Origin of the sequence: Pseudomonas paraglycinae, from assembly GCF_021601625.1 — a bacterium.
In the GTDB taxonomy this organism is placed as follows: domain Bacteria; phylum Pseudomonadota; class Gammaproteobacteria; order Pseudomonadales; family Pseudomonadaceae; genus Aquipseudomonas; species Aquipseudomonas paraglycinae.
Genome location: NZ_BQHR01000004.1, coordinates 322881 through 342047, shown reverse-complemented (window position 1 = coordinate 342047; position 19167 = coordinate 322881). Strand labels below are relative to the sequence as shown.

Here is a 19167-nt window from a genome sequence, read left to right as displayed (position 1 = left end):
TTACAATTGTTAACGGCCTGGCTCTGTCCAGGCCGTTTTCATTTGTGTATCAGTGTTTTGCCTCACACCTTGAAACGTAAGTGGAAGGTAAATTGCCGGTAAAGCTGCTTTGCTAAATCCCCACCAGTGCTTATCGTTCAGCCTCCCGTAAAAGAAGCCCACGCGCCCAATGGTTAATCACTCCATGCAATCGTCTTCCCGAAACTCCCGTCGCTGGCTGTTGAGCCTGCTTGTCCTGCTGGTCATTGCCGGTCTGTGCTGGAAATTCTGGCCCGCCGGTTCGACCCACAAGGAGGGCGGCGAGAAGGCGCAGGCCGGTCACACCGGCCGTTCGGGGATGATGCGTCCGGGCTTCGGCGGTGCGGCAGGGCCGATTCCAGTGCGCGTGGCGCCGGCGGTCACCGGGGACTTCCCGCTGTACTACAAGGCCCTGGGCACGGTGACGGCGCTCAACACCATCAATGTGCGCAGCCGGGTCGGTGGCGAACTGGTGAAGATTTATTTCGAGGAAGGGCAGATGGTCAAGGCCGGCGACCTGCTGGCAGAGATCGACCCGCGCCCCTACCAGAACGCCTTGCTTCAGGCCGAAGGCACCTTGCTGCAGAACCAGGCGCAGTTGAAGAACGCCCAGGTCGATGTCGAGCGTTATCGCGGTCTTTACAAGGAAGACAGCATCGCCAAGCAGACACTGGACACCGCTGAAGCGCTGGTCGGCCAATACCTCGGCACCGTGAAAACCAATCAGGCGGCGGTCAACGACGCCAAGCTCAATCTCGAATTCACCAAGATCCGCGCACCGATTGCCGGTCGCGTCGGCCTGCGTCAACTCGACGTCGGCAACCTCGTGGCGGCCAACGACACCACGTTCCTGGCGGTCATCACTCAGACCCAGCCGATCAGCGTGGCCTTCACCCTGCCGGAAAACAGCCTGGAAACCGTACTCGCCCGCTACCGCAGCGGCGCCAAACTGCCGGCCGAGGCCTGGGATCGTGGCGACACCAAACTGCAAGCCACCGGTGTACTGCAAAGTCTCGACAACCAGATCGACGTGACCACCGGCACCCTGAAATTCAAGGCGCGCTACGAGAACCGCGATCAGTCGCTGTTCCCCAACCAGTTCGTCAACGTTCACCTGCTGGCTGACACCTTGAAAGGTGTGGTGCTGGCGCCGTCGGCTGCCATCCAGTTCGGCACCAACGGCACCTTCGTCTACGCGCTGGACGGCGACAAGAAAGTCACCATCCGCCAATTGAAGATTGGCGCCAGCGATGGTGAAAACACCGTGATCACCGAAGGCCTGGCCGCCGGCGACCGCGTGGTGCTGGAAGGCACCGACCGCCTGAAGGAAGGCAGCGAAGTGGAAGTGGTCAATGACAGCAAGGATGTGCCGACCACTCCGACCGAACACCTGCAAGGCAAGTCCGCCGCCACCGCGCCTGACGCCACCGTCACTGACAAGGCCAAGAAGGGCGCATGAACATTTCGCGTCTGTTCATCCTCCGCCCGGTCGCCACCACGCTGAGCATGCTGGCCATCGTGCTGGCCGGTCTGATCGCCTATCGCCTGCTACCGGTTTCGGCTCTGCCGCAGGTCGATTACCCGACCATCCGGGTCATGACTCTGTATCCGGGCGCCAGTCCGGACGTGATGACCAGCGCCGTCACCGCGCCGCTGGAGCGTCAGTTCGGGCAAATGCCGGGCCTGACGCAGATGGCGTCGACCAGTTCTGGCGGCGCGTCAGTGCTGACCCTGCGTTTCAGCCTCGACATCAACATGGACGTCGCCGAACAGCAGGTGCAGGCCGCGATCAACGCCGCGACCAACCTGTTGCCGACCGACTTGCCGGCGCCGCCGGTGTACAACAAGGTCAACCCGGCGGACACCCCGGTGCTGACCCTGGCCATCACCTCGAAAACCATGCTGTTGCCCAAGCTCAATGATCTGGTCGATACGCGCATGGCGCAGAAGATCGCCCAGATCAGCGGCGTCGGCATGGTCAGCATTGCCGGCGGTCAGCGTCAGGCGGTGCGGATCAAGGTCAACCCTGAGGCCCTCGCGGCCAACGGCCTGAACCTGTCGGACGTGCGCACGCTGATCAGTGCGTCCAACGTCAACCAGCCCAAGGGCAACTTCGACGGCCCGACCCGGGTGTCGATGCTCGACGCCAACGACCAGCTGACGTCGCCCAAGGATTACGCCAACCTGATCCTGGCCTACGCCAACGGCGCGCCGCTGCGGCTCAAGGATGTCGCGCAGATCGTCGACGGCGCCGAAAACGAGCGTCTGGCAGCGTGGGCCAACCAGAATCAGGCTGTTCTGCTGAACATCCAGCGTCAGCCGGGCGCCAACGTGATCGAAGTGGTAGACCGGATCAAGGCGCTGCTGCCGAGCATCACCGACAACCTGCCGGCCGGTCTCGACGTGGTCGTGCTGACCGACCGCACCCAGACCATCCGTGCCTCCGTCACTGACGTGCAGCACGAATTGCTGATTGCCATCGCGCTGGTGGTGATGGTGACGTTCCTGTTCCTGCGGCGTGCCAGTGCCACGATCATTCCGTCGGTGGCCGTGCCGCTGTCGTTGATCGGCACGTTCGGCGTGATGTACCTCGCCGGATTCTCGGTTAACAACCTGACGCTGATGGCATTGACCATCGCCACCGGTTTCGTGGTCGACGATGCGATCGTGATGCTGGAAAACATCGCGCGTTTCATCGAGGAGGGCGACAGCCCGATGCAGGCGGCGCTCAAGGGCGCGAAGCAGATCGGTTTCACCCTGATTTCCCTGACCCTGTCGCTGATCGCGGTACTGATTCCGCTGCTGTTCATGGCGGACGTAGTGGGGCGGTTGTTCCGCGAATTCGCCATCACCCTGGCGGTGGCGATCCTGATTTCCCTGGTGGTCTCGCTGACACTGACGCCGATGATGTGCGCGCGTCTGCTCAAGCGTGAACCGGAAGCACATGAACAGGGCCGTTTCTACCGTGCCAGTGGCGCGTTCATCGACTGGATGATCGCCGCTTACGGGCGCAAGTTGCAGTGGGTGCTCAAGCACCAGCCGCTCACCCTGCTGGTAGCCATCGGCACGCTGGCCCTGACCGTGTTCCTTTATATGGTGGTGCCCAAGGGCTTCTTCCCGGTGCAGGACACCGGGGTGATCCAGGGCATTTCCGAAGCGCCGCAGTCGATTTCCTTCGCGGCGATGGGCGAGCGTCAGCAGGCGCTGGCCAAGGTGATTCTCGAAGATCCGGCGGTGGAAAGCCTGTCGTCCTACATCGGTGTCGACGGCGACAACGCCACGCTCAACAGCGGCCGGCTGCTGATCAACCTCAAACCCCATGGCCAGCGTGATTTGACCGCCACCGAAGTGATTGCCCGCCTGCAACCGCAGCTGGACAAGCTTGTCGGCATCCGCCTGTTCATGCAGCCGGTGCAGGATCTGACCATCGAAGACCGCGTCAGCCGCACGCAGTATCAGTTCAGCATGTCGTCGCCGGATTCCGAATTGCTCAGCCTGTGGAGCGGCCGTCTGGTCGAGGCCCTGGCCCAGCGCCCGGAACTGACCGACGTCGCCAGTGATTTGCAGGACAAAGGCTTGCAGGTGTTCCTGGTGATCGACCGCGACGCCGCTTCACGGCTGGGCGTGTCGGTGTCGAACATCACCGATGCGCTGTACGACGCGTTCGGCCAACGGCAGATTTCGACAATTTACACCCAGGCCAGCCAGTACCGCGTGGTGCTGCAAGCACAGGCCGGGGAGAAGATCGGCCCGCAGGCGCTGGATCAGATTCACGTCAAGACCACCGATGGCGGTCAGGTGCGGTTGTCGAGTCTGGCCCACGTCGAGGAGCGGCAGGCGCAACTGGCGATCACCCACATCGGCCAGTTCCCGGCGGTGATGATGTCGTTCAACCTCGCGCCCGGCGTGGCGCTGGGGCATGCGGTGGACATCATCGAGCAGGTGCAGAAGGACATCGGCATGCCGATCGGCGTGCAGACCCAGTTCCAGGGCGCCGCCGAAGCGTTCCAGGCATCGCTGTCGAGCACCTTGCTGCTGATTCTGGCGGCGGTGGTGACGATGTACATCGTGCTGGGCGTGCTTTACGAGAGCTACATTCACCCGATCACCATCCTGTCGACCTTGCCGTCGGCGGCGGTCGGGGCCTTGTTGGCGTTGCTGCTCAGTGGCAATGACCTGGGGATGATCGCGATCATCGGCATCATCCTGCTGATCGGTATCGTGAAGAAGAACGCGATCATGATGATCGACTTCGCCCTCGACGCCGAACGCACTCAGGGTATGGCGCCGGAGCAGGCGATCTATCAGGCGGCGCTGTTGCGTTTCCGGCCGATTCTGATGACGACGCTGGCTGCGCTGTTCGGCGCTGTGCCGTTGATGCTGGCCACCGGTTCCGGCGCTGAATTGCGTCAACCGCTGGGTCTGGTGATGGTCGGCGGGTTGCTGGTGAGTCAGGTGCTGACGCTGTTCACCACGCCGGTGATCTACCTGTACTTCGATCGTCTCGGCCGGCGCTGGGGCCGTGCTCCTTCGGCCGCGGAGCCGGTGGAACAGCCATGAACCTGTCCGGTCCTTTCATCAAGCGTCCGGTGGCGACCATGCTCCTGAGCCTGGCGATCATGCTGCTGGGCGGTGTGAGCTTCGGCCTGCTGCCGGTGTCGCCGCTGCCGCAAATGGACTTCCCGGTGATCGTGGTGCAGGCCAGCCTGCCCGGCGCCAGTCCGGAAGTCATGGCGTCCACCGTGGCCACGCCGCTGGAGCGCTCGTTCGGCGCCATTGCCGGCGTCAATACCATGAGCAGTCGTTCCAGCCAGGGCTCGACCCGGGTCATCCTGCAATTTGATCTCGACCGCGACATCAACGGCGCGGCGCGGGAAGTGCAGGCGGCGATCAACGCCTCGCGCAACCTGCTGCCGAGCGGGATGCGCAGCATGCCGACCTACAAGAAGGTCAACCCGTCGCAGGCACCGATCATGGTGTTGTCGCTGACGTCGGACGTGCTGGAAAAAGGCCAGCTCTATGACCTGGCGTCGACGATTCTGTCCCAGAGCCTGTCCCAGGTGCAGGGCGTCGGCGAAGTGCAGATCGGCGGCAGTTCCCTGCCGGCGGTGCGCATCGAACTCGAACCCCAGGCGCTGAACCAGTACGGCGTGGCGCTCGACGATGTGCGCAAGACCATCGCCGAAGCCAACGTGCGCCGGCCCAAGGGTTCGGTCGAGGACGACCAGCGTCTGTGGCAGATCCAGGCCAACGACCAGTTGGAGAAAGCCAAGGATTACGAATCGCTGATCATCCACTACAACGGCGGCGCGGCCCTGCGTCTGAAAGACGTGGCCAAGGTCAGCGACGGCGTGGAAGACCGCTACAACAGCGGTTTCTTCAACGATGACGCGGCGGTGCTGTTGGTGATCAACCGCCAGGCCGGTGCCAACATCATCGAGACGGTCAACGAGATCAAGGCCCAGTTGCCGGCGTTGCAGGCGGTGCTGCCGGCCAGCGTCAAACTGAACCTGGCGATGGATCGTTCGCCGGTGATCAAGGCCACCCTGCACGAAGCGGAAATGACCCTGCTGATCGCCGTGGCGCTGGTGATTCTGGTGGTGTTCCTGTTTCTCGGTAACTTCCGCGCGTCCCTGATTCCGACGTTGGCGGTGCCGGTGTCGCTGGTCGGCACCTTTGCGGTGATGTACCTCTACGGATTCTCGCTGAACAACCTGTCGCTGATGGCGCTGATTCTCGCCACCGGGCTGGTGGTGGACGACGCCATCGTGGTGCTGGAAAACATTTCCCGGCACATCGACGAAGGCGTCAAACCGATGAAGGCCGCGTACCTCGGGGCCAAGGAAGTCGGTTTTACTTTGCTGTCGATGAACGTCTCGCTGGTGGCGGTGTTCCTGTCGATCCTGTTCATGGGCGGGATCATCGAAAGCCTGTTCCGCGAATTCTCCATCACCCTGGCCGCGGCCATTGTGGTGTCGCTGGTGGTTTCCCTGACGCTGACCCCGATGCTCTGCGCCCGCTGGCTCAAACCCCATACGCCGGGCGAGGAAAACCGCCTGCAACGCTGGAGCCGCCGCACCAACGACTGGATGGTCGGCAAATACGCCACCAGCCTCGACTGGGTGTTGCGCCACCGTCGCCTGACTCTGCTGAGCCTGATCATCACGGTCGGGGTGAACGTCGCCCTCTATGTAGTTGTGCCGAAGACCTTCATGCCGCAACAGGACACCGGCCAGTTGATCGGTTTTGTGCGCGGTGACGACGGTCTGTCGTTCAGCGTGATGCAGCCGAAAATGGAAGTGTTCCGCCGCGCCGTGCTCAAGGACGCAGCGGTCGAGAGTGTGGCCGGGTTCATTGGTGGCACCAACGGCACCAACAACGCGTTCATGCTGGTGCGCCTGAAACCGATCAAGGAGCGCAATATCTCGGCGCAGAAGGTCATCGAGCGCCTGCGCAAGGAAATGCCCAAGGTGGCCGGTGCGCAGTTGATGCTGATGGCTGACCAGGACCTGCAATTCGGCGGCGGTCGCGAGCAGACCACTTCGCAGTACAGCTACATCCTGCAAAGTGGTGATCTGGGCGCCTTGCGCGAGTGGTACCCGAAAGTGGTCACCGCATTGCGCGCCTTGCCGGAACTGACTGCCATCGACGCCCGTGAAGGACGCGGTGCGCAGCAGGTGACGCTGATCGTCGACCGCGATCAGGCCAAGCGCCTGGGCGTGGATATGAACATGGTCACGGCCGTGCTCAACAACGCCTACAGTCAGCGGCAGATTTCCACGATCTACGACAGCCTCAACCAGTATCAGGTGGTGATGGAGGTCAATCCGAAATACGCCCAGGATCCGGTGACGCTCAAGCAGGTTCAGGTAATCACCGCCGACGGTGCGCGGATTCCGCTGTCGACCTTCGCCCATTATGAAAACAGCCTGGAAGACGACCGGGTCAGCCACGAAGGGCAGTTCGCCTCCGAGAGCATTTCCTTCGACATGGCCGAAGGCGTGACAGTGGAGCAGGGCAGTGCGGCCATCGAGCGGGCGATTGCCAAGGTTGGCCTGCCCGAAGACGTGATCGCAAAAATGGCCGGTACAGCCGACGCTTTCGCCGCCACTCAGAAGAGCCAGCCGTTCATGATCCTCGGTGCGCTGCTGGCGGTGTATCTGGTGCTGGGTGTGCTGTATGAAAGCTACATTCATCCGTTGACGATTCTGTCGACATTGCCGTCGGCCGGGGTCGGTGCGTTGCTGTCGATCTATGTCCTGGGCGGCGAATTCAGCCTGATCTCGCTGCTCGGGCTGTTCCTGCTGATCGGTGTGGTGAAGAAGAACGCGATCCTGATGATCGACCTGGCGCTGCAACTGGAACGCCATCAAGGCATGGCGCCGCTGGAGTCGATTCGCAGCGCCTGCCTGCAACGCTTGCGGCCGATCCTGATGACCACGCTGGCGGCGATCCTCGGCGCCTTGCCGTTATTGCTCGGCCGTGCCGAAGGCGCGGAAATGCGCCAGCCGCTGGGCCTGACCATCATCGGCGGGCTGGTTTTCAGCCAGGTGCTGACCCTTTACACCACGCCTGTGGTTTACCTCTATCTCGACAAGTTGCGCCATCGTTTCAACAAATGGCGTGGCGTGCGCACCGATGCCGCTCTGGAAACTCCGCTATGACTGACCGTTCGCTTATCAATCTGGCTACCGTTCGCGGCTCGCGTCTGCTGAGCCTGTCCCTGTGCGTGGCGATGCTCAGTGCCTGCGCCGTCGGCCCGGACTACCAGCGCCCGCAGACCGCCGAAATCGCCCAGTACAAGGAAGCCGAAGGCTGGCGTCAGGCCAACCCGAGCGATTCCCTGGCACGCGGTGCCTGGTGGGAACTGTATGGCGACCGTCAGCTCAACGAGCTGATCGAGAAACTCAACAGCTCGAACCAGACCGTCGCCCAGTCCGAAGCCCAGTACCGTCAGGCCCAGGCCTTGGTGCGCAGCGCGCGCGGAGCGTTTTACCCGAGTGTCGATCTGAGCGCCGGCAAGACCCGTTCCAGCCAGGGCACCGGCAGCAGCAGTTCGAGCCTGAGCAGTTCCTCCAGCGGTATCCGTGACACTTACAACGCGCAACTGGGCGTGAGTTGGGAAGCGGATGTCTGGGGCAAGTTGCGTCGTGGCCTTGAAGCCAGTGAAGCCAGCGCCCAGGCGAGCTACGCCGATCTGGCGGCGATGCGCTTGAGCCAGCAATCGGAACTGGTGCAGAACTACCTGCAATTGCGGGTGATCGATCAGCAGAAACGTTTGCTCGAATCGACAGTGGCCGCTTACGAGCGCTCGCTGAAAATGACCATGAACCAGTACAACGCCGGGGTTTCCGGACGGGACGCGGTGGCGCAGGCGCAGACCCAGCTGAAAACCACCCAGGGCGATCTGGTGGACCTGATCTGGCAACGGGCGCAGTTCGAAAACGCCATCGCGGTGCTGACCGGCCAGCCGCCCGCCGAATTCAACATTGCCGAAACCCAGAACATTCCCAAGCTGCCGCAGATCCCGCTGAGCCTGCCGTCGCAATTGCTCGAGCGCCGCCCGGACATCGCTTCGGCCGAGCGCTCGGTGATTGCGGCCAACGCCAACATCGGCGTGGCCAAGGCCGCGTACTACCCGGACTTCAGCCTGAGCCTGAGCGGCGGCTACAGCAGTAGTACCTCGCAGAACCTGATCAGCCTGCCGAACCGCTTCTGGTCGGTGGGGCCGAAAATGACCCTGCCGCTGTTCGACGGCGGCATCCGCTCGGCCGAAGTCGACCGCACCGAAGCCGTGTACGACCAGACCGTGGCCAAATACCGCCAGACCGTGCTCGACGGTTTCCGCGAAGTGGAAAACTATCTGGTGCAATTGAAGGTGTACGAAGACGAAGCGGCCGTGCGCCAGGAAGCCCTCGATGCAGCACGGGATTCGTTGCGTCTGACTGAAAACCAGTACAAGGCCGGGGTGATTGCTTATCTCGACGTGGTGACGGTGCAGGCGACGGCGTTGAGTAATGAACGCACTGTCCTGAATATCCTGCAGAGCCGTTTGATTGCCAGCGTGCAGTTGATCGCAGCGTTGGGCGGTGGCTGGGACGGGCAGCTGGAAACCACTGATAACCGGTGAAACCGAGCTGGTAACGATCTGCTCAAGACCCTGAATTAGAGCCTTGTCAGACGATCAAACAAGCGTTTCATCGGGTTGATGGCCATTTGATTACTTTGTCAGTGAATTCTTTTACGTAATCAGTACAATCGGCGCATTTGGCCCCGCTGAGAACGGACGCAGTACGGCGGGGTGGTCACGAGAATTCTCATGCTCATCGGTAGCTATTCCTTCACGCTGGTTTTCATTTCGCTGTGTGTGGCGATCCTCGCTTCCTACACCGCGCTCGATCTCACCGGGCGCATTGCCACTGCCAAGGGCCGCGCCGTGCATTTATGGACGGCCGGCGGGGCGTTTGCCATGGGCATCGGCGTCTGGTCGATGCACTTCATTGGCATGCTGGCGTTCAAGCTGCCGATCAGCCTCGGTTACGACATTTCGATCACGGCGCTCTCATTGTTGATCGCCGTGCTGTCCTGCGGTTTTGCGCTGTGGCTGGTCAGCCAGCCGAAACTGCCAGCCTGGCAACTGGCCTTTGGCGCGTTGATCATGGGCGCCGGCATCAGCGCCATGCACTACACCGGTATGGCCGCGATGCGCATGCAGCCAGGCATCGACTACGATCCGACACTGTTCGGCGCCTCGTTGTTGATCGCTGTCGGCGCGTCCGCGGCAGCGCTGTGGATCGCTTTCCGACTGCGTCAACACTCGCCTTACGTGCGGGTGTTTCGGGCCGGGGCGGCGATTGTCATGGGTGTGGCGATTGTCGGCATGCACTACACCGGCATGGCGGCGGCGCGGTTTCCCGACGGGAGTTTCTGCGGCGCGGCACTCGGCGGTCTGAACGGCAACGGCCTCGACAATCTGGTGCTGATCACCACGCTGGCGGTGCTGGCCATCGCGCTGCTGACCTCGATTCTCGACGCGCGTCTGGAAGCCCGCACGGCTGATCTGGCCCATTCGTTGACCGTGGCCAACCGCGAACTCACCCAACTGGCCTTGCACGACACCCTGACCGGCCTGCCGAACCGCATGTTGCTGGACGACCGGATCAATCAGGCGATGAAAAAGGTCAACGAACAGGGCGGCTGTTTTGCGCTGATGTTCATCGATCTGGACGGCTTCAAACCGGTCAACGACGCTTTCGGTCACCACATGGGCGACCAGTTGCTGCGCGAAGTGGCGGTGCGACTGCGTGAGGACTTGCGCAGCCTCGACACGCTGGCGCGGATCGGCGGCGATGAATTTGTCTTGCTGGTGCGCCTGACCGAGCCCAACGATGCGTTGGGTCTGGCGGCGCGTCAGGTCGGCCTGATCGCGCAGTCGTTCCGGGTCGCCGAACATGAACTGCAGATTTCCGCCAGCGTCGGCATCGCCCTGTATCCGGGCAACGGCCAGAACGCGCAGGAACTGCTGATGAACGCCGACGCCGCGATGTATCACGCCAAGGGCGGCGGCAAGAACGGCTACAGCTTCTTCGACGCCTCGATGAACAGCAACGCCCGCAAGCAGCTGCAATTGCTGCAGGACTTGCGGGCGGCGCTTGAGCACGGCGAGTTCAGCCTGCATTACCAACCCAAATTCCATGCGGCCGATGGTCGTCCGGTCGGTGCCGAGGCGCTGGTGCGCTGGGAACATCCGACCCAAGGCATGCTGATGCCGGACAAGTTCATCGATCTGGCGGAGAAGACCGGACTGATCATTCCGATTGGCGAATGGGTGCTCAACGAAGCCTGCAGGCAGATGCGCGAATGGTACGTGCTGGGTTACACCGACTGGCGGATTGCGGTGAACCTGTCGGCATTGCAGTTCTGCCACTCAGGACTGGTGCGCAGCGTGGCCAAGGCCCTGGCCACCCACCATTTGCCGGCCAACAGCCTGACCCTGGAAATCACCGAAACCACCGCCATGAGCGACGCCGATGCGAGCATGACGGTGTTGCAGGAGCTGGCCGACATGGGCGTCGACCTGTCCATCGATGATTTCGGCACCGGCTATTCGAGCCTGATGTATCTCAAGCGTCTGCCGGCCAACGAGCTGAAAATCGACCGCGGTTTTGTCCGCGATCTGGAACACGACAGCGATGACGCGGCTATCGTCTCGGCGATCGTCGCCCTCGGTCAGGCACTGGGGCTGCGCATCGTGGCTGAAGGTGTGGAGACCGACTCGCAGCAGGATTTCCTGACGCAACTGGGCTGCGATTCACTGCAAGGTTATCTGCTCGGTCACCCGATGCCGGCGGATCGCTTTCTGCAGGACATCGCGCGCGGCAAACCATTGGCGGTGAGCTGAGCCGCTAATCGCAGGTCATGCAAAACCCTGCAATGACGGTTATTCTTGCCCCGACTGTCACGTGTGCATCGGGGGAAAGGCCAGCATGGATAAAGTCATTGTGATCACCGGCGGCGGTCGAGGAATCGGCGCCGCCACTGCATTGTTGGCTGCCGAGCAAGGCTACCGGATCTGCATCAATTACCAGACGGACGAACAGGCCGCTCACCACGTGCTCGATCAGGTGCGTGAGCGCGGCGCCACGGCCATCGCTGTGCGCGCCGATGTCAGTATCGAAGACGAAGTGATCGCGCTGTTCAACCGGGTCGACAGCGAACTGGGCCGCGTCACCGCCCTGGTGAACAACGCCGGCACCGTGGGGCAAAAATCCCGGGTCGACGAAATGTCCGAATTCCGCATCCTCAAAATCATGAAAACCAACGTCCTGGCGCCGATTCTCTGCGCCAAGCATGCGATCCTGCGCATGTCGCCCAAACATGGCGGGCAGGGCGGGAGCATCGTCAACGTTTCCTCGGTCGCCGCGCGGCTGGGATCGCCCAACGAATACGTCGATTACGCAGCGTCCAAAGGCGCGCTGGATACGTTCACCATCGGCCTGTCCAAGGAAGTGGCGGGCGAGGGGATTCGCGTGAATGCGGTGCGTCCGGGTTACATCTATACCGACTTCCATGCGTTGAGCGGCGACCCGGATCGGGTCAGCAAGCTGGAGTCGGCGATTCCGATGGCCCGGGGCGGCCGGCCGGATGAGGTGGCGGAGGCAATTGTCTGGTTGCTGTCGGACAAGGCTTCTTATGCCACCGGGACTTTTGTCGATCTCGGCGGCGGCCGTTAATGATCGTTCCCACGCTCCGCGTGGGAATGCAGCCCGGGACGCTCCGCGTCCCTTCCAGAGCTGGAACGCGGAGCGTCCCTTGAGGCATTCCCACGCGGACGGTTCGACGCCTCGACGTGGGAACGATCATCGTCTAGGCGTTGAACTGGTTGCGTGGGAACGATCAGCGGTCTTTCAGAACGACCGCACAATCCGCCCCAACGTTTCCATCGCCTTCTCCGCATCCTCGGTCCACGGGCTGCCGTAGTTCAATCGAATGCAGTTCCTGAATCGCTGGGTCGGCGAAAAGATCGGCCCCGGCGCAATGCTGATCCCCTGCGCCAACGCCATCTGAAACAACTTCAACGAATCCATCTGCGGTGGCAGTTCCAGCCACAGGAAGTAACCGCCGGCCGGTTGGCTGACGCGTGTCTGCGCCGGGAAATAACGGGCGATGGCTGCGAGCATCGCGCTTTGCTGCTCTTCCAGGGCGTAGCGCAGTTTGCGCAGGTGACGGTCGTAGCCGCCGTGTTGCAGGTAGTCGGCGATGGCGGCTTGCGCGGGCATCGAGGCGCACAGCGAGGTCATCAGTTTCAGCCGTTCGATCTTTTGCGCGTAGCGGCCGGCGGCGACCCAGCCGATGCGGTAGCCGGGGGCCAGGCTTTTGGCGAACGAACCGCAATGCATCACCAGACCTTCGGTGTCGAAGGCCTTGGCCGGTTTCGGTGCCTGCTGGCCGTAATAGAGCTCGGCGTAGACGTCGTCTTCGATCAGCGGCACCTGATGCTGTTTCAGCAGTTCCACCAGTTCCTGTTTTTTGGCCTCGGGCATGGTCGCGCCCATCGGGTTCTGAAAACTCGTCATGCACCAGCAGGCCTTGATCGGGTGCCGCTCAAGCGTCTGGGCGAGCACGCCGAGGTCGATGCCGTCGCGCGGGTGCACGGGGATTTCCACGGCTTTGAGCTTCAGGCGTTCGAGCACTTGCAGGCTGGCGTAAAACGCCGGGGCTTCGATGGCCACCAGATCGCCGGGTTCGGTCACCGCTTGCAGGCACAGGTTCAGCGCTTCGAGGGCGCCGTTGGTGATCAGCAGTTCTTCCATCGGCAGCATCAGCCCGCCGACCATGTAGCGCAGCGCAATCTGCCGACGCAGTTGCGGGTTGCCCGGCGACATGTCGGTGACCACCATGCGCGGGTCCATTTCCCGGGCGGCGCTGGCCAGTGAGCGGGACAGGCGTTGCAGCGGGAACAGGGTCGGGCTGGGGAACGCCGAGCCGAACGGCACGGTGCTCGGGTCCTTGATCGACTCCAGCACCGAAAACACCAGTTCGCTGACGTCGACCTTGGTGGACTCGTTGACCTGGCTGCTGATCACCGGCTCCGAGAACGGGCTCGGGGCGTGGGTGTTGACGAAGTAGCCGGAGCGCGGGCGGGCACGGATCAGGCCTCGTCGTTCCAGCAGGTAATAGGCCTGGAATACCGTGGACGGGCTGACGCCGTAAGTCTGGCTTGCGTAGCGCACCGACGGCACCCGCTGACCGGGGCCGAGGACGCCGGAGCGGATCAGTTCAGCGATGTCGTCGGCGAATTTTTCGTAGCGTTTCATCGGGGGCCTTGGTACGTGGTGCTTGGTGTTTTTGTGGTGGGTCAGGGACATCAACCCCTCACCCTAGCCCTCTCCCGGAGGGAGAGGGGACTGATCGGGGGATGCTTCAGAGTTACATCGACCTGATCGTTCTGCTGTGAATCCATAATCGACTCGGTTTTTCAGGTCGATGTATAACGCCAGACATTGCGGTCGGTTCCCTCTCCCTCTGGGAGAGGGCTAGGGTGAGGGGCAGTTGTACTGACACACCACACCCCCCGAAACCGCCGCCATCTTAAAGCCTCAGCGATTCATCGGCGCAACAAACCGGCTCTTCGCCACGCTATAAACCTCAGGCTCATCACTGTCGGCAATCTTGAAGCTCAAGGTCTGCGAGCTGCTGGCCGCACGTTCCGTAGTCATCGCCACCGACACCGGCACATCGACAATTTCGCCCGGCGCCAGGCTCAGCTCAGTCTTGCCTTGCAGCTGGAAGCCGTCGCCATCCACCAGGCTCAGGTTGTAGTCCTGACGCTGCTGGGTTTTATTGATGACCTTGAGGGTGTAGATGTTCTCAATCTGGCCCTGACCGTTCTCACGGAACAGACCACGATCCTTGGTCACGTCCAGCGACACCATCGGCCGTTCCACCAACGCCAGGGCGAGGGCGCCGATCATCACCACCAGCACCGCGACGTAGCCGATCAATCTCGGGCGCAACAAGTGCGTCTTGCCGCCCTGCAACTCACGCTCGGAGGTATATCGAATCAGGCCACGGGGGTAATTCATCTTGTCCATGATCGAATCGCAGGCGTCGATGCACGCCGCGCAGCCGATGCATTCCATTTGCAGGCCGTCGCGGATGTCGATGCCGGTCGGGCAGACCTGCACGCACAACTGGCAATCGATGCAATCGCCGAGGCCGGCTTCGGCCGGTTTCACCTCGCGTTTGCGCGGACCACGGTTTTCGCCACGGGCCACGTCGTAGGAAATCGCCAGGGTGTCCTTGTCGAACATCACGCTCTGGAACCGCGCATACGGGCACATGTGCATGCACACCGCCTCACGCAGCCAGCCGGCGTTGATGTAGGTGGCGGCGGTGAAGAACAGCACCCAGAACAGACTGACGCCGCCGATCTGCAAGGTCAGCAGTTCTTCGGCCAGCGGCCGGATCGGGGTGAAGTAGCCGACGAAGGTCAGACCGGTCAGCACACTGATCGCCAGCCACAGCGTGTGCTTGGCCGCACGCCGGGCCAGTTTGTTCAGGCTCCAGGGCGCCGCTTGCAGCTTGATCCGCTGGTTGCGCTCGCCTTCGGTGATCTTCTCGCACCACATGAAGATCCACGTCCACGAACTCTGCGGGCAGGTGTAGCCACACCACACCCGGCCGGCGAACACGGTAATCGCGAACAGGCCGAACGCGGCGATGATCAGCAGCGCCGAGAGCAGAATGAAATCCTGCGGCCAGAAGGTCGCGCCAAAGATGTGGAATTTGCTTTCGGAAAGGTCCCAGAGCACCGCCTGACGACCGCCCCAGTTCAGCCACACCGTGCCGAAAAACAACAGGAACAGAAACCCCGCGCCGCTCATGCGCAGGGTGCGGAAAAGGCCGGTGAAGCTGCGGGTGAAGATCTGGTTGTCGCTGGTGGCGTGTTTCGCCTTCATTGGGCGCGCCGGTACTTTTTTTATCTGGGGAGATGCTTCTACGGTTCGGACGGGGATTCGTTCGCTCATGGTCGTTCGCTCATCAGCCTCCATCAGGCCAGGGAACTATGAGCGTCGATCTGTTTGCATAACAGACTCAGGTATTTCAATAAAAAGCGTATCAGATGGGTTTCGCACAAACGCCTGCGACAACTTGAAGCAGCCCGTGGGCCGAGGCGCAGACGCCTATCCCAGACGCCTGCGCCGCTTGTTGATCGAGGTCAGTCAAATCACCGAATCACTGTCGTCGGCCTTCAGGTGTTTGCGTCCATCCCGGGCGCCGGCGACGGTCAATGCATCAGCTTCGGCCTCGGTGACGTAGATGCGCCGTCCTTCCACTTCGACGAACGACATGGCTTTTTCGCTATCTGTCCTGACTTCCAGCGTGTCGCAGATCCGGATTTCCTCACCGTTTTCAACGGTGAAAAAACAGACTTTCGATTCCGGATTGCTTTCATCGATACGAAGGGGCATGGGGTTGTCCTTTTTTCACGGGAGTCTGAATCGTTAGGGTGCGCGGTTCTGCAGATCGTTCTACGCAACCGATTAATGGTCGGCGCTGTCCATCCTTTATCAACTCATAACAAGGACTGGCCGATGAACGCCTGGTGGCATGAAGTGTGGGAAACCCTGCAAGCGGAATTCGCCGACATCGGCGACGCCTCGCAGCTGACCCGGATCACCGTGCGCCTGCTGATGGCGGCGATATTGGGCGGGATTCTCGGGTTTGAGCGCGAGCACAAGGGCAAGGCTGCCGGGGTGCGAACGCACATGCTGGTAGCCCTTGGCGCGGCGTTGTTCGTGCTGGTACCGCAATTGTCCGGTTCCCAGGCCGACGCGATGAGCCGGGTGGTGCAGGGCGTGATTGCCGGGATCGGCTTTCTCGGGGCCGGCACCATCCTGAAAAATCATGAAGGCGACGAAGGCCACGTCAAGGGCCTGACCACCGCCGCCGGTTTGTGGATGACTGCCGCCATCGGCGTCGCGGCCGGTCTGGGCCGCGAGGCGACGGCGGTACTCAGTACGTTGCTCGCGTTGGGAATATTCAGTGTCATGCCGCGGATCGTCAGGGTCTTCGAAAAGGATCACATCGAGAAGGACCGCATCGAGAAAGACCACAGCGACCTACGCTGATCAGACGATTACCGGCGGCATGGTCGTGGGTGGTTCTTCCTTCGGTGGTGGCGTGGTGCCAGGCGGTTCCTGTTCGGGAATCGGCTGCGGCTCGGTCTCGGGCAGGGTCGGTTTATCGATGTTCGGATCGGGTGTTTCAGCGGGAATCGGAATAGTCATCGGGTGAACCTCCGTGTGGCACTTGGCGTGGGACGTGCTTAAGTGGATTGACCACTTCACTGCGAAATCGATCCGATTTTGTAGCGCGGCAAATCCCTGTGAACTTTTCCCGGCGACGGCCGCTCGGAACCTGAGAGAGTTCATCATCGGGCGAAGGCCCGGCCGTGACCGCCAAACAGGCAAACGAGCGTCCTTGGGGCGTTAAGGAGAGATGCTCAATGACTGCTGAAAAACCCTCGGAACAGAGCTACAACCCGCATATACCGCTGTCGCAGGCCTTGCTGTTGCCGCGCATCGTCATAGAAAACACCGCGCCGACCCTCGACGGCGGACAGTTTGCTGTCAAGGCGATCGCGGGCCGCGAGATCGTGGTCACCAGCAAGGTGTTCGCCGACGGTCACGACAAACTGGCGGTGCGCATCCGCTGGCGCGAAGAGGGCGATGAGTCGTGGCAGACCGAGGTCATGTCCGATCAGGGCAATAACGGCTGGAAAGGCGTTTTCCAGCCACAGCGCGTGGGCCGTTATCTGTTTCTGATCGAAGCCTGGATCGATCAGTTCGCCAGTTTTCAGTACGAACTGGAGAAAAAGCACACCGCCGCCGTCCCGGTCAGCCTCGAGCTGCAAGAGGGGCGCACCATGGTGCAACAGGCCGCCGAGCGCAGTGAAGGTCAGCTCAGCGAACAACTGGCCGGCCTGCACCACGAATTGTCCGGCCTGCTCGAAACCGAGCAGGTCGCGTTGTTTCTGCACTCGCGCAGTGCGCAACTGATGGCCGAGGCCGATCACCGCGCCTATCTGAGTCTCAGCCCGGAATTCCCGGTGGACGTGGAGCGCGAACTGGCGGAATTCGCCAGCTGGTACGAACTGTTTCCCCGCTCGATCACCGACGATCCCGCCCGCCACGGCACCTTCAATGACGTGCACGCGCGCCTGCCGATGATTCAGGACATGGGCTTCGACGTGTTGTACTTCACGCCGATCCACCCGATTGGCCGCAGCCATCGCAAGGGCCGCAACAATTCCCTGACCGCCGGCCCGGACGATCCTGGCAGCCCGTATGCGATCGGCAGCGAGGAGGGCGGCCACGAAGCGATTCACTCGCAGCTCGGCACCCGTGAGGACTTCCGCCGGCTGGTGGCCGCAGCCGCTGACCATGGTCTGGAAATCGCCCTCGATTTCGCCATTCAGTGTTCCCAGGATCACCCGTGGCTCAAGCAGCATCCGGGCTGGTTCAACTGGCGGCCGGACGGCACGATCAAATACGCAGAGAACCCGCCGAAGAAATACCAGGACATCGTCAACGTCGACTTCTACGCACCGGAAGCGATTCCAAGCCTGTGGGTCGAATTGCGCGACATCGTGGTCGGCTGGGTGCAGGAGGGCGTGAAGATCTTTCGGGTCGACAACCCGCACACCAAGCCGCTGCCGTTCTGGCAATGGTTGATCGCCGATGTCCGTACGTTGTACCCGGAAGTGATCTTCCTCGCTGAAGCCTTCACTACGCCGGCGATGATGGCGCGGCTGGGCAAGGTCGGTTACACCCAGAGCTACACCTATTTCACCTGGCGCAACACCAAGGCCGAACTGGCGACCTATTTCAGCGAACTCAATGAATCGCCGTGGCGCGAGTGCTACCGGCCGAATTTCTTCGTCAATACCCCGGACATAAACCCGGCGTTCCTGCATGAATCGGGACGTCCCGGATTTCTCATCCGCGCGGCGCTGGCGACCATGGGCTCGGGCTTGTGGGGCATGTATTCCGGGTTCGAACTGTGCGAATCGGCGCCGGTGCCGTGCAAGGAGGAGTACCTCGATTCCGAGAAGTACGAGATCCGCGTCCGCGACTTCAACCAGCCCGGCAACATCATTGCCGAGATCGCCCAGCTCAACCGCATCCGCCGCCAGAACCCGGCGCTGCACAGCCATCTGGGCCTGAAGATCTACAACGCCTGGAACGACAACATTCTGTATTTCGGCAAACGCAGCGCAGACGGCAGCAACTTTATTCTGGTGGCCGTCAGCCTCGATCCGCATAACGTTCAGGAAGCGAATTTCGAGCTCCCGCTGTGGGAAATGGGCCTGCCGGACGATGCCACCACCCACGGCGAAGACCTGATGAATGGCCATCGCTGGGACTGGCACGGCAAGTACCAGTTCATGCGGATCGACCCGGCTTACCAGCCGTTCGGAATCTGGCGGATCACTTCTTCCTGATCGACTTGATCGGTTCCTGATCGTTCCCACGCTCCGCGTGGGAATGCCGCCATGGACGCTCTGCGTCCGCTTTGGGACGCGGAGCGTCCCGGTATGCATTCCCCACGCAGAGCGTGGGAACGATCAGCGATCAGCGATCT

The 19167-nt window shown here is 61.8% G+C and carries 12 protein-coding genes; 8 read left to right on the top strand and 4 right to left on the bottom strand.

Annotated elements, in window-relative coordinates:
* Positions 1 to 169 precede the first annotated feature (169 nt).
* The 6 genes from L6D82_RS08255 to L6D82_RS08230 all read left to right on the top strand — a co-directional run bounded on the left by L6D82_RS08255 (position 170) and on the right by L6D82_RS08230 (position 12251).
* Positions 170 to 1477, top strand: coding sequence for an MdtA/MuxA family multidrug efflux RND transporter periplasmic adaptor subunit (locus L6D82_RS08255; protein WP_102686275.1), 1308 nt, complete (start codon positions 170 to 172; stop codon positions 1475 to 1477).
* Positions 1474 to 4578 carry an MdtB/MuxB family multidrug efflux RND transporter permease subunit gene (locus tag L6D82_RS08250; protein WP_236188678.1) on the top strand — a complete coding sequence of 1035 codons (3105 nt, stop codon included), beginning with the start codon at positions 1474 to 1476 and terminating at the stop codon, positions 4576 to 4578. Before L6D82_RS08255 ends, L6D82_RS08250 begins: the two co-directional genes overlap by 4 nt.
* Positions 4575 to 7682, top strand: a complete 3108-nt coding sequence (locus tag L6D82_RS08245; protein ID WP_236188676.1) for an efflux RND transporter permease subunit — start codon at positions 4575 to 4577, stop codon at positions 7680 to 7682. The genes L6D82_RS08250 and L6D82_RS08245 overlap by 4 nt, the downstream gene beginning before the upstream one ends.
* Positions 7679 to 9148, top strand: a complete 1470-nt coding sequence (locus L6D82_RS08240) for an efflux transporter outer membrane subunit (RefSeq protein WP_236188675.1) — start codon at positions 7679 to 7681, stop codon at positions 9146 to 9148. The genes L6D82_RS08245 and L6D82_RS08240 overlap by 4 nt, the downstream gene beginning before the upstream one ends.
* Before the next feature lie 189 nt (positions 9149 to 9337).
* A complete protein-coding gene (locus tag L6D82_RS08235; protein ID WP_085745833.1) occupies positions 9338 to 11419 on the top strand; it encodes a putative bifunctional diguanylate cyclase/phosphodiesterase in 2082 nt (693 codons plus the stop codon).
* Between the two features lie 85 nt (positions 11420 to 11504).
* A complete protein-coding gene (locus tag L6D82_RS08230; protein WP_007955033.1) occupies positions 11505 to 12251 on the top strand; it encodes an SDR family oxidoreductase in 747 nt (248 codons plus the stop codon).
* Positions 12252 to 12425: 174 nt separating this feature from the next.
* Here the strand turns inward: L6D82_RS08230 and mapR are convergent, their stop codons facing one another.
* From mapR to L6D82_RS08215, 3 genes are all read right to left on the bottom strand, one after another.
* The gene (gene mapR, locus L6D82_RS08225; protein WP_039772397.1) at positions 12426 to 13835 is read right to left on the bottom strand and encodes a GntR family transcriptional regulator MpaR; all 1410 of its coding nucleotides are present in this window, start codon (positions 13833 to 13835) and stop codon (positions 12426 to 12428) included.
* Positions 13836 to 14117: 282 nt separating this feature from the next.
* The gene (ccoG, locus tag L6D82_RS08220; RefSeq protein ID WP_236188674.1) at positions 14118 to 15548 is read right to left on the bottom strand and encodes a cytochrome c oxidase accessory protein CcoG; all 1431 of its coding nucleotides are present in this window, start codon (positions 15546 to 15548) and stop codon (positions 14118 to 14120) included.
* Positions 15549 to 15743: 195 nt separating this feature from the next.
* Positions 15744 to 15992: a DUF3203 family protein gene (locus tag L6D82_RS08215; protein WP_007952135.1), complete on the bottom strand. Its 249-nt coding sequence runs from the start codon at positions 15990 to 15992 to the stop codon at positions 15744 to 15746.
* Between the two features lie 123 nt (positions 15993 to 16115).
* Here L6D82_RS08215 and L6D82_RS08210 point away from each other — a divergent pair, with 123 nt between their 5' ends.
* Positions 16116 to 16652 carry an MgtC/SapB family protein gene (locus tag L6D82_RS08210; protein WP_085745831.1) on the top strand — a complete coding sequence of 179 codons (537 nt, stop codon included), beginning with the start codon at positions 16116 to 16118 and terminating at the stop codon, positions 16650 to 16652.
* Here the strand turns inward: L6D82_RS08210 and L6D82_RS08205 are convergent, their stop codons facing one another.
* Positions 16653 to 16811: a hypothetical protein gene (locus L6D82_RS08205; protein ID WP_165369575.1), complete on the bottom strand. Its 159-nt coding sequence runs from the start codon at positions 16809 to 16811 to the stop codon at positions 16653 to 16655. It abuts the gene before it with no gap.
* A gap of 218 nt (positions 16812 to 17029) precedes the next feature.
* Here L6D82_RS08205 and L6D82_RS08200 point away from each other — a divergent pair, with 218 nt between their 5' ends.
* Positions 17030 to 19027, top strand: coding sequence for an alpha-1,4-glucan--maltose-1-phosphate maltosyltransferase (locus tag L6D82_RS08200; protein ID WP_236188673.1), 1998 nt, complete (start codon positions 17030 to 17032; stop codon positions 19025 to 19027).
* Positions 19028 to 19167 lie beyond the last annotated feature (140 nt).

Coding starts and splice junctions, on each gene's coding strand:
- L6D82_RS08250 (WP_236188678.1), top strand. CDS start 1,474: ATGAACATTTCGCGTCTGTTCATCCTCCGCCCGGTCGCCACCACGCTG.
- L6D82_RS08205 (WP_165369575.1), bottom strand. CDS start 16,811: ATGACTATTCCGATTCCCGCTGAAACACCCGATCCGAACATCGATAAA.
- L6D82_RS08245 (WP_236188676.1), top strand. CDS start 4,575: ATGAACCTGTCCGGTCCTTTCATCAAGCGTCCGGTGGCGACCATGCTC.
- L6D82_RS08210 (WP_085745831.1), top strand. CDS start 16,116: ATGAACGCCTGGTGGCATGAAGTGTGGGAAACCCTGCAAGCGGAATTC.
- mapR (WP_039772397.1), bottom strand. CDS start 13,835: ATGAAACGCTACGAAAAATTCGCCGACGACATCGCTGAACTGATCCGC.
- L6D82_RS08215 (WP_007952135.1), bottom strand. CDS start 15,992: ATGCCCCTTCGTATCGATGAAAGCAATCCGGAATCGAAAGTCTGTTTT.
- L6D82_RS08235 (WP_085745833.1), top strand. CDS start 9,338: ATGCTCATCGGTAGCTATTCCTTCACGCTGGTTTTCATTTCGCTGTGT.
- L6D82_RS08200 (WP_236188673.1), top strand. CDS start 17,030: ATGACTGCTGAAAAACCCTCGGAACAGAGCTACAACCCGCATATACCG.
- L6D82_RS08255 (WP_102686275.1), top strand. CDS start 170: ATGGTTAATCACTCCATGCAATCGTCTTCCCGAAACTCCCGTCGCTGG.
- L6D82_RS08240 (WP_236188675.1), top strand. CDS start 7,679: ATGACTGACCGTTCGCTTATCAATCTGGCTACCGTTCGCGGCTCGCGT.
- ccoG (WP_236188674.1), bottom strand. CDS start 15,548: ATGAGCGAACGAATCCCCGTCCGAACCGTAGAAGCATCTCCCCAGATA.
- L6D82_RS08230 (WP_007955033.1), top strand. CDS start 11,505: ATGGATAAAGTCATTGTGATCACCGGCGGCGGTCGAGGAATCGGCGCC.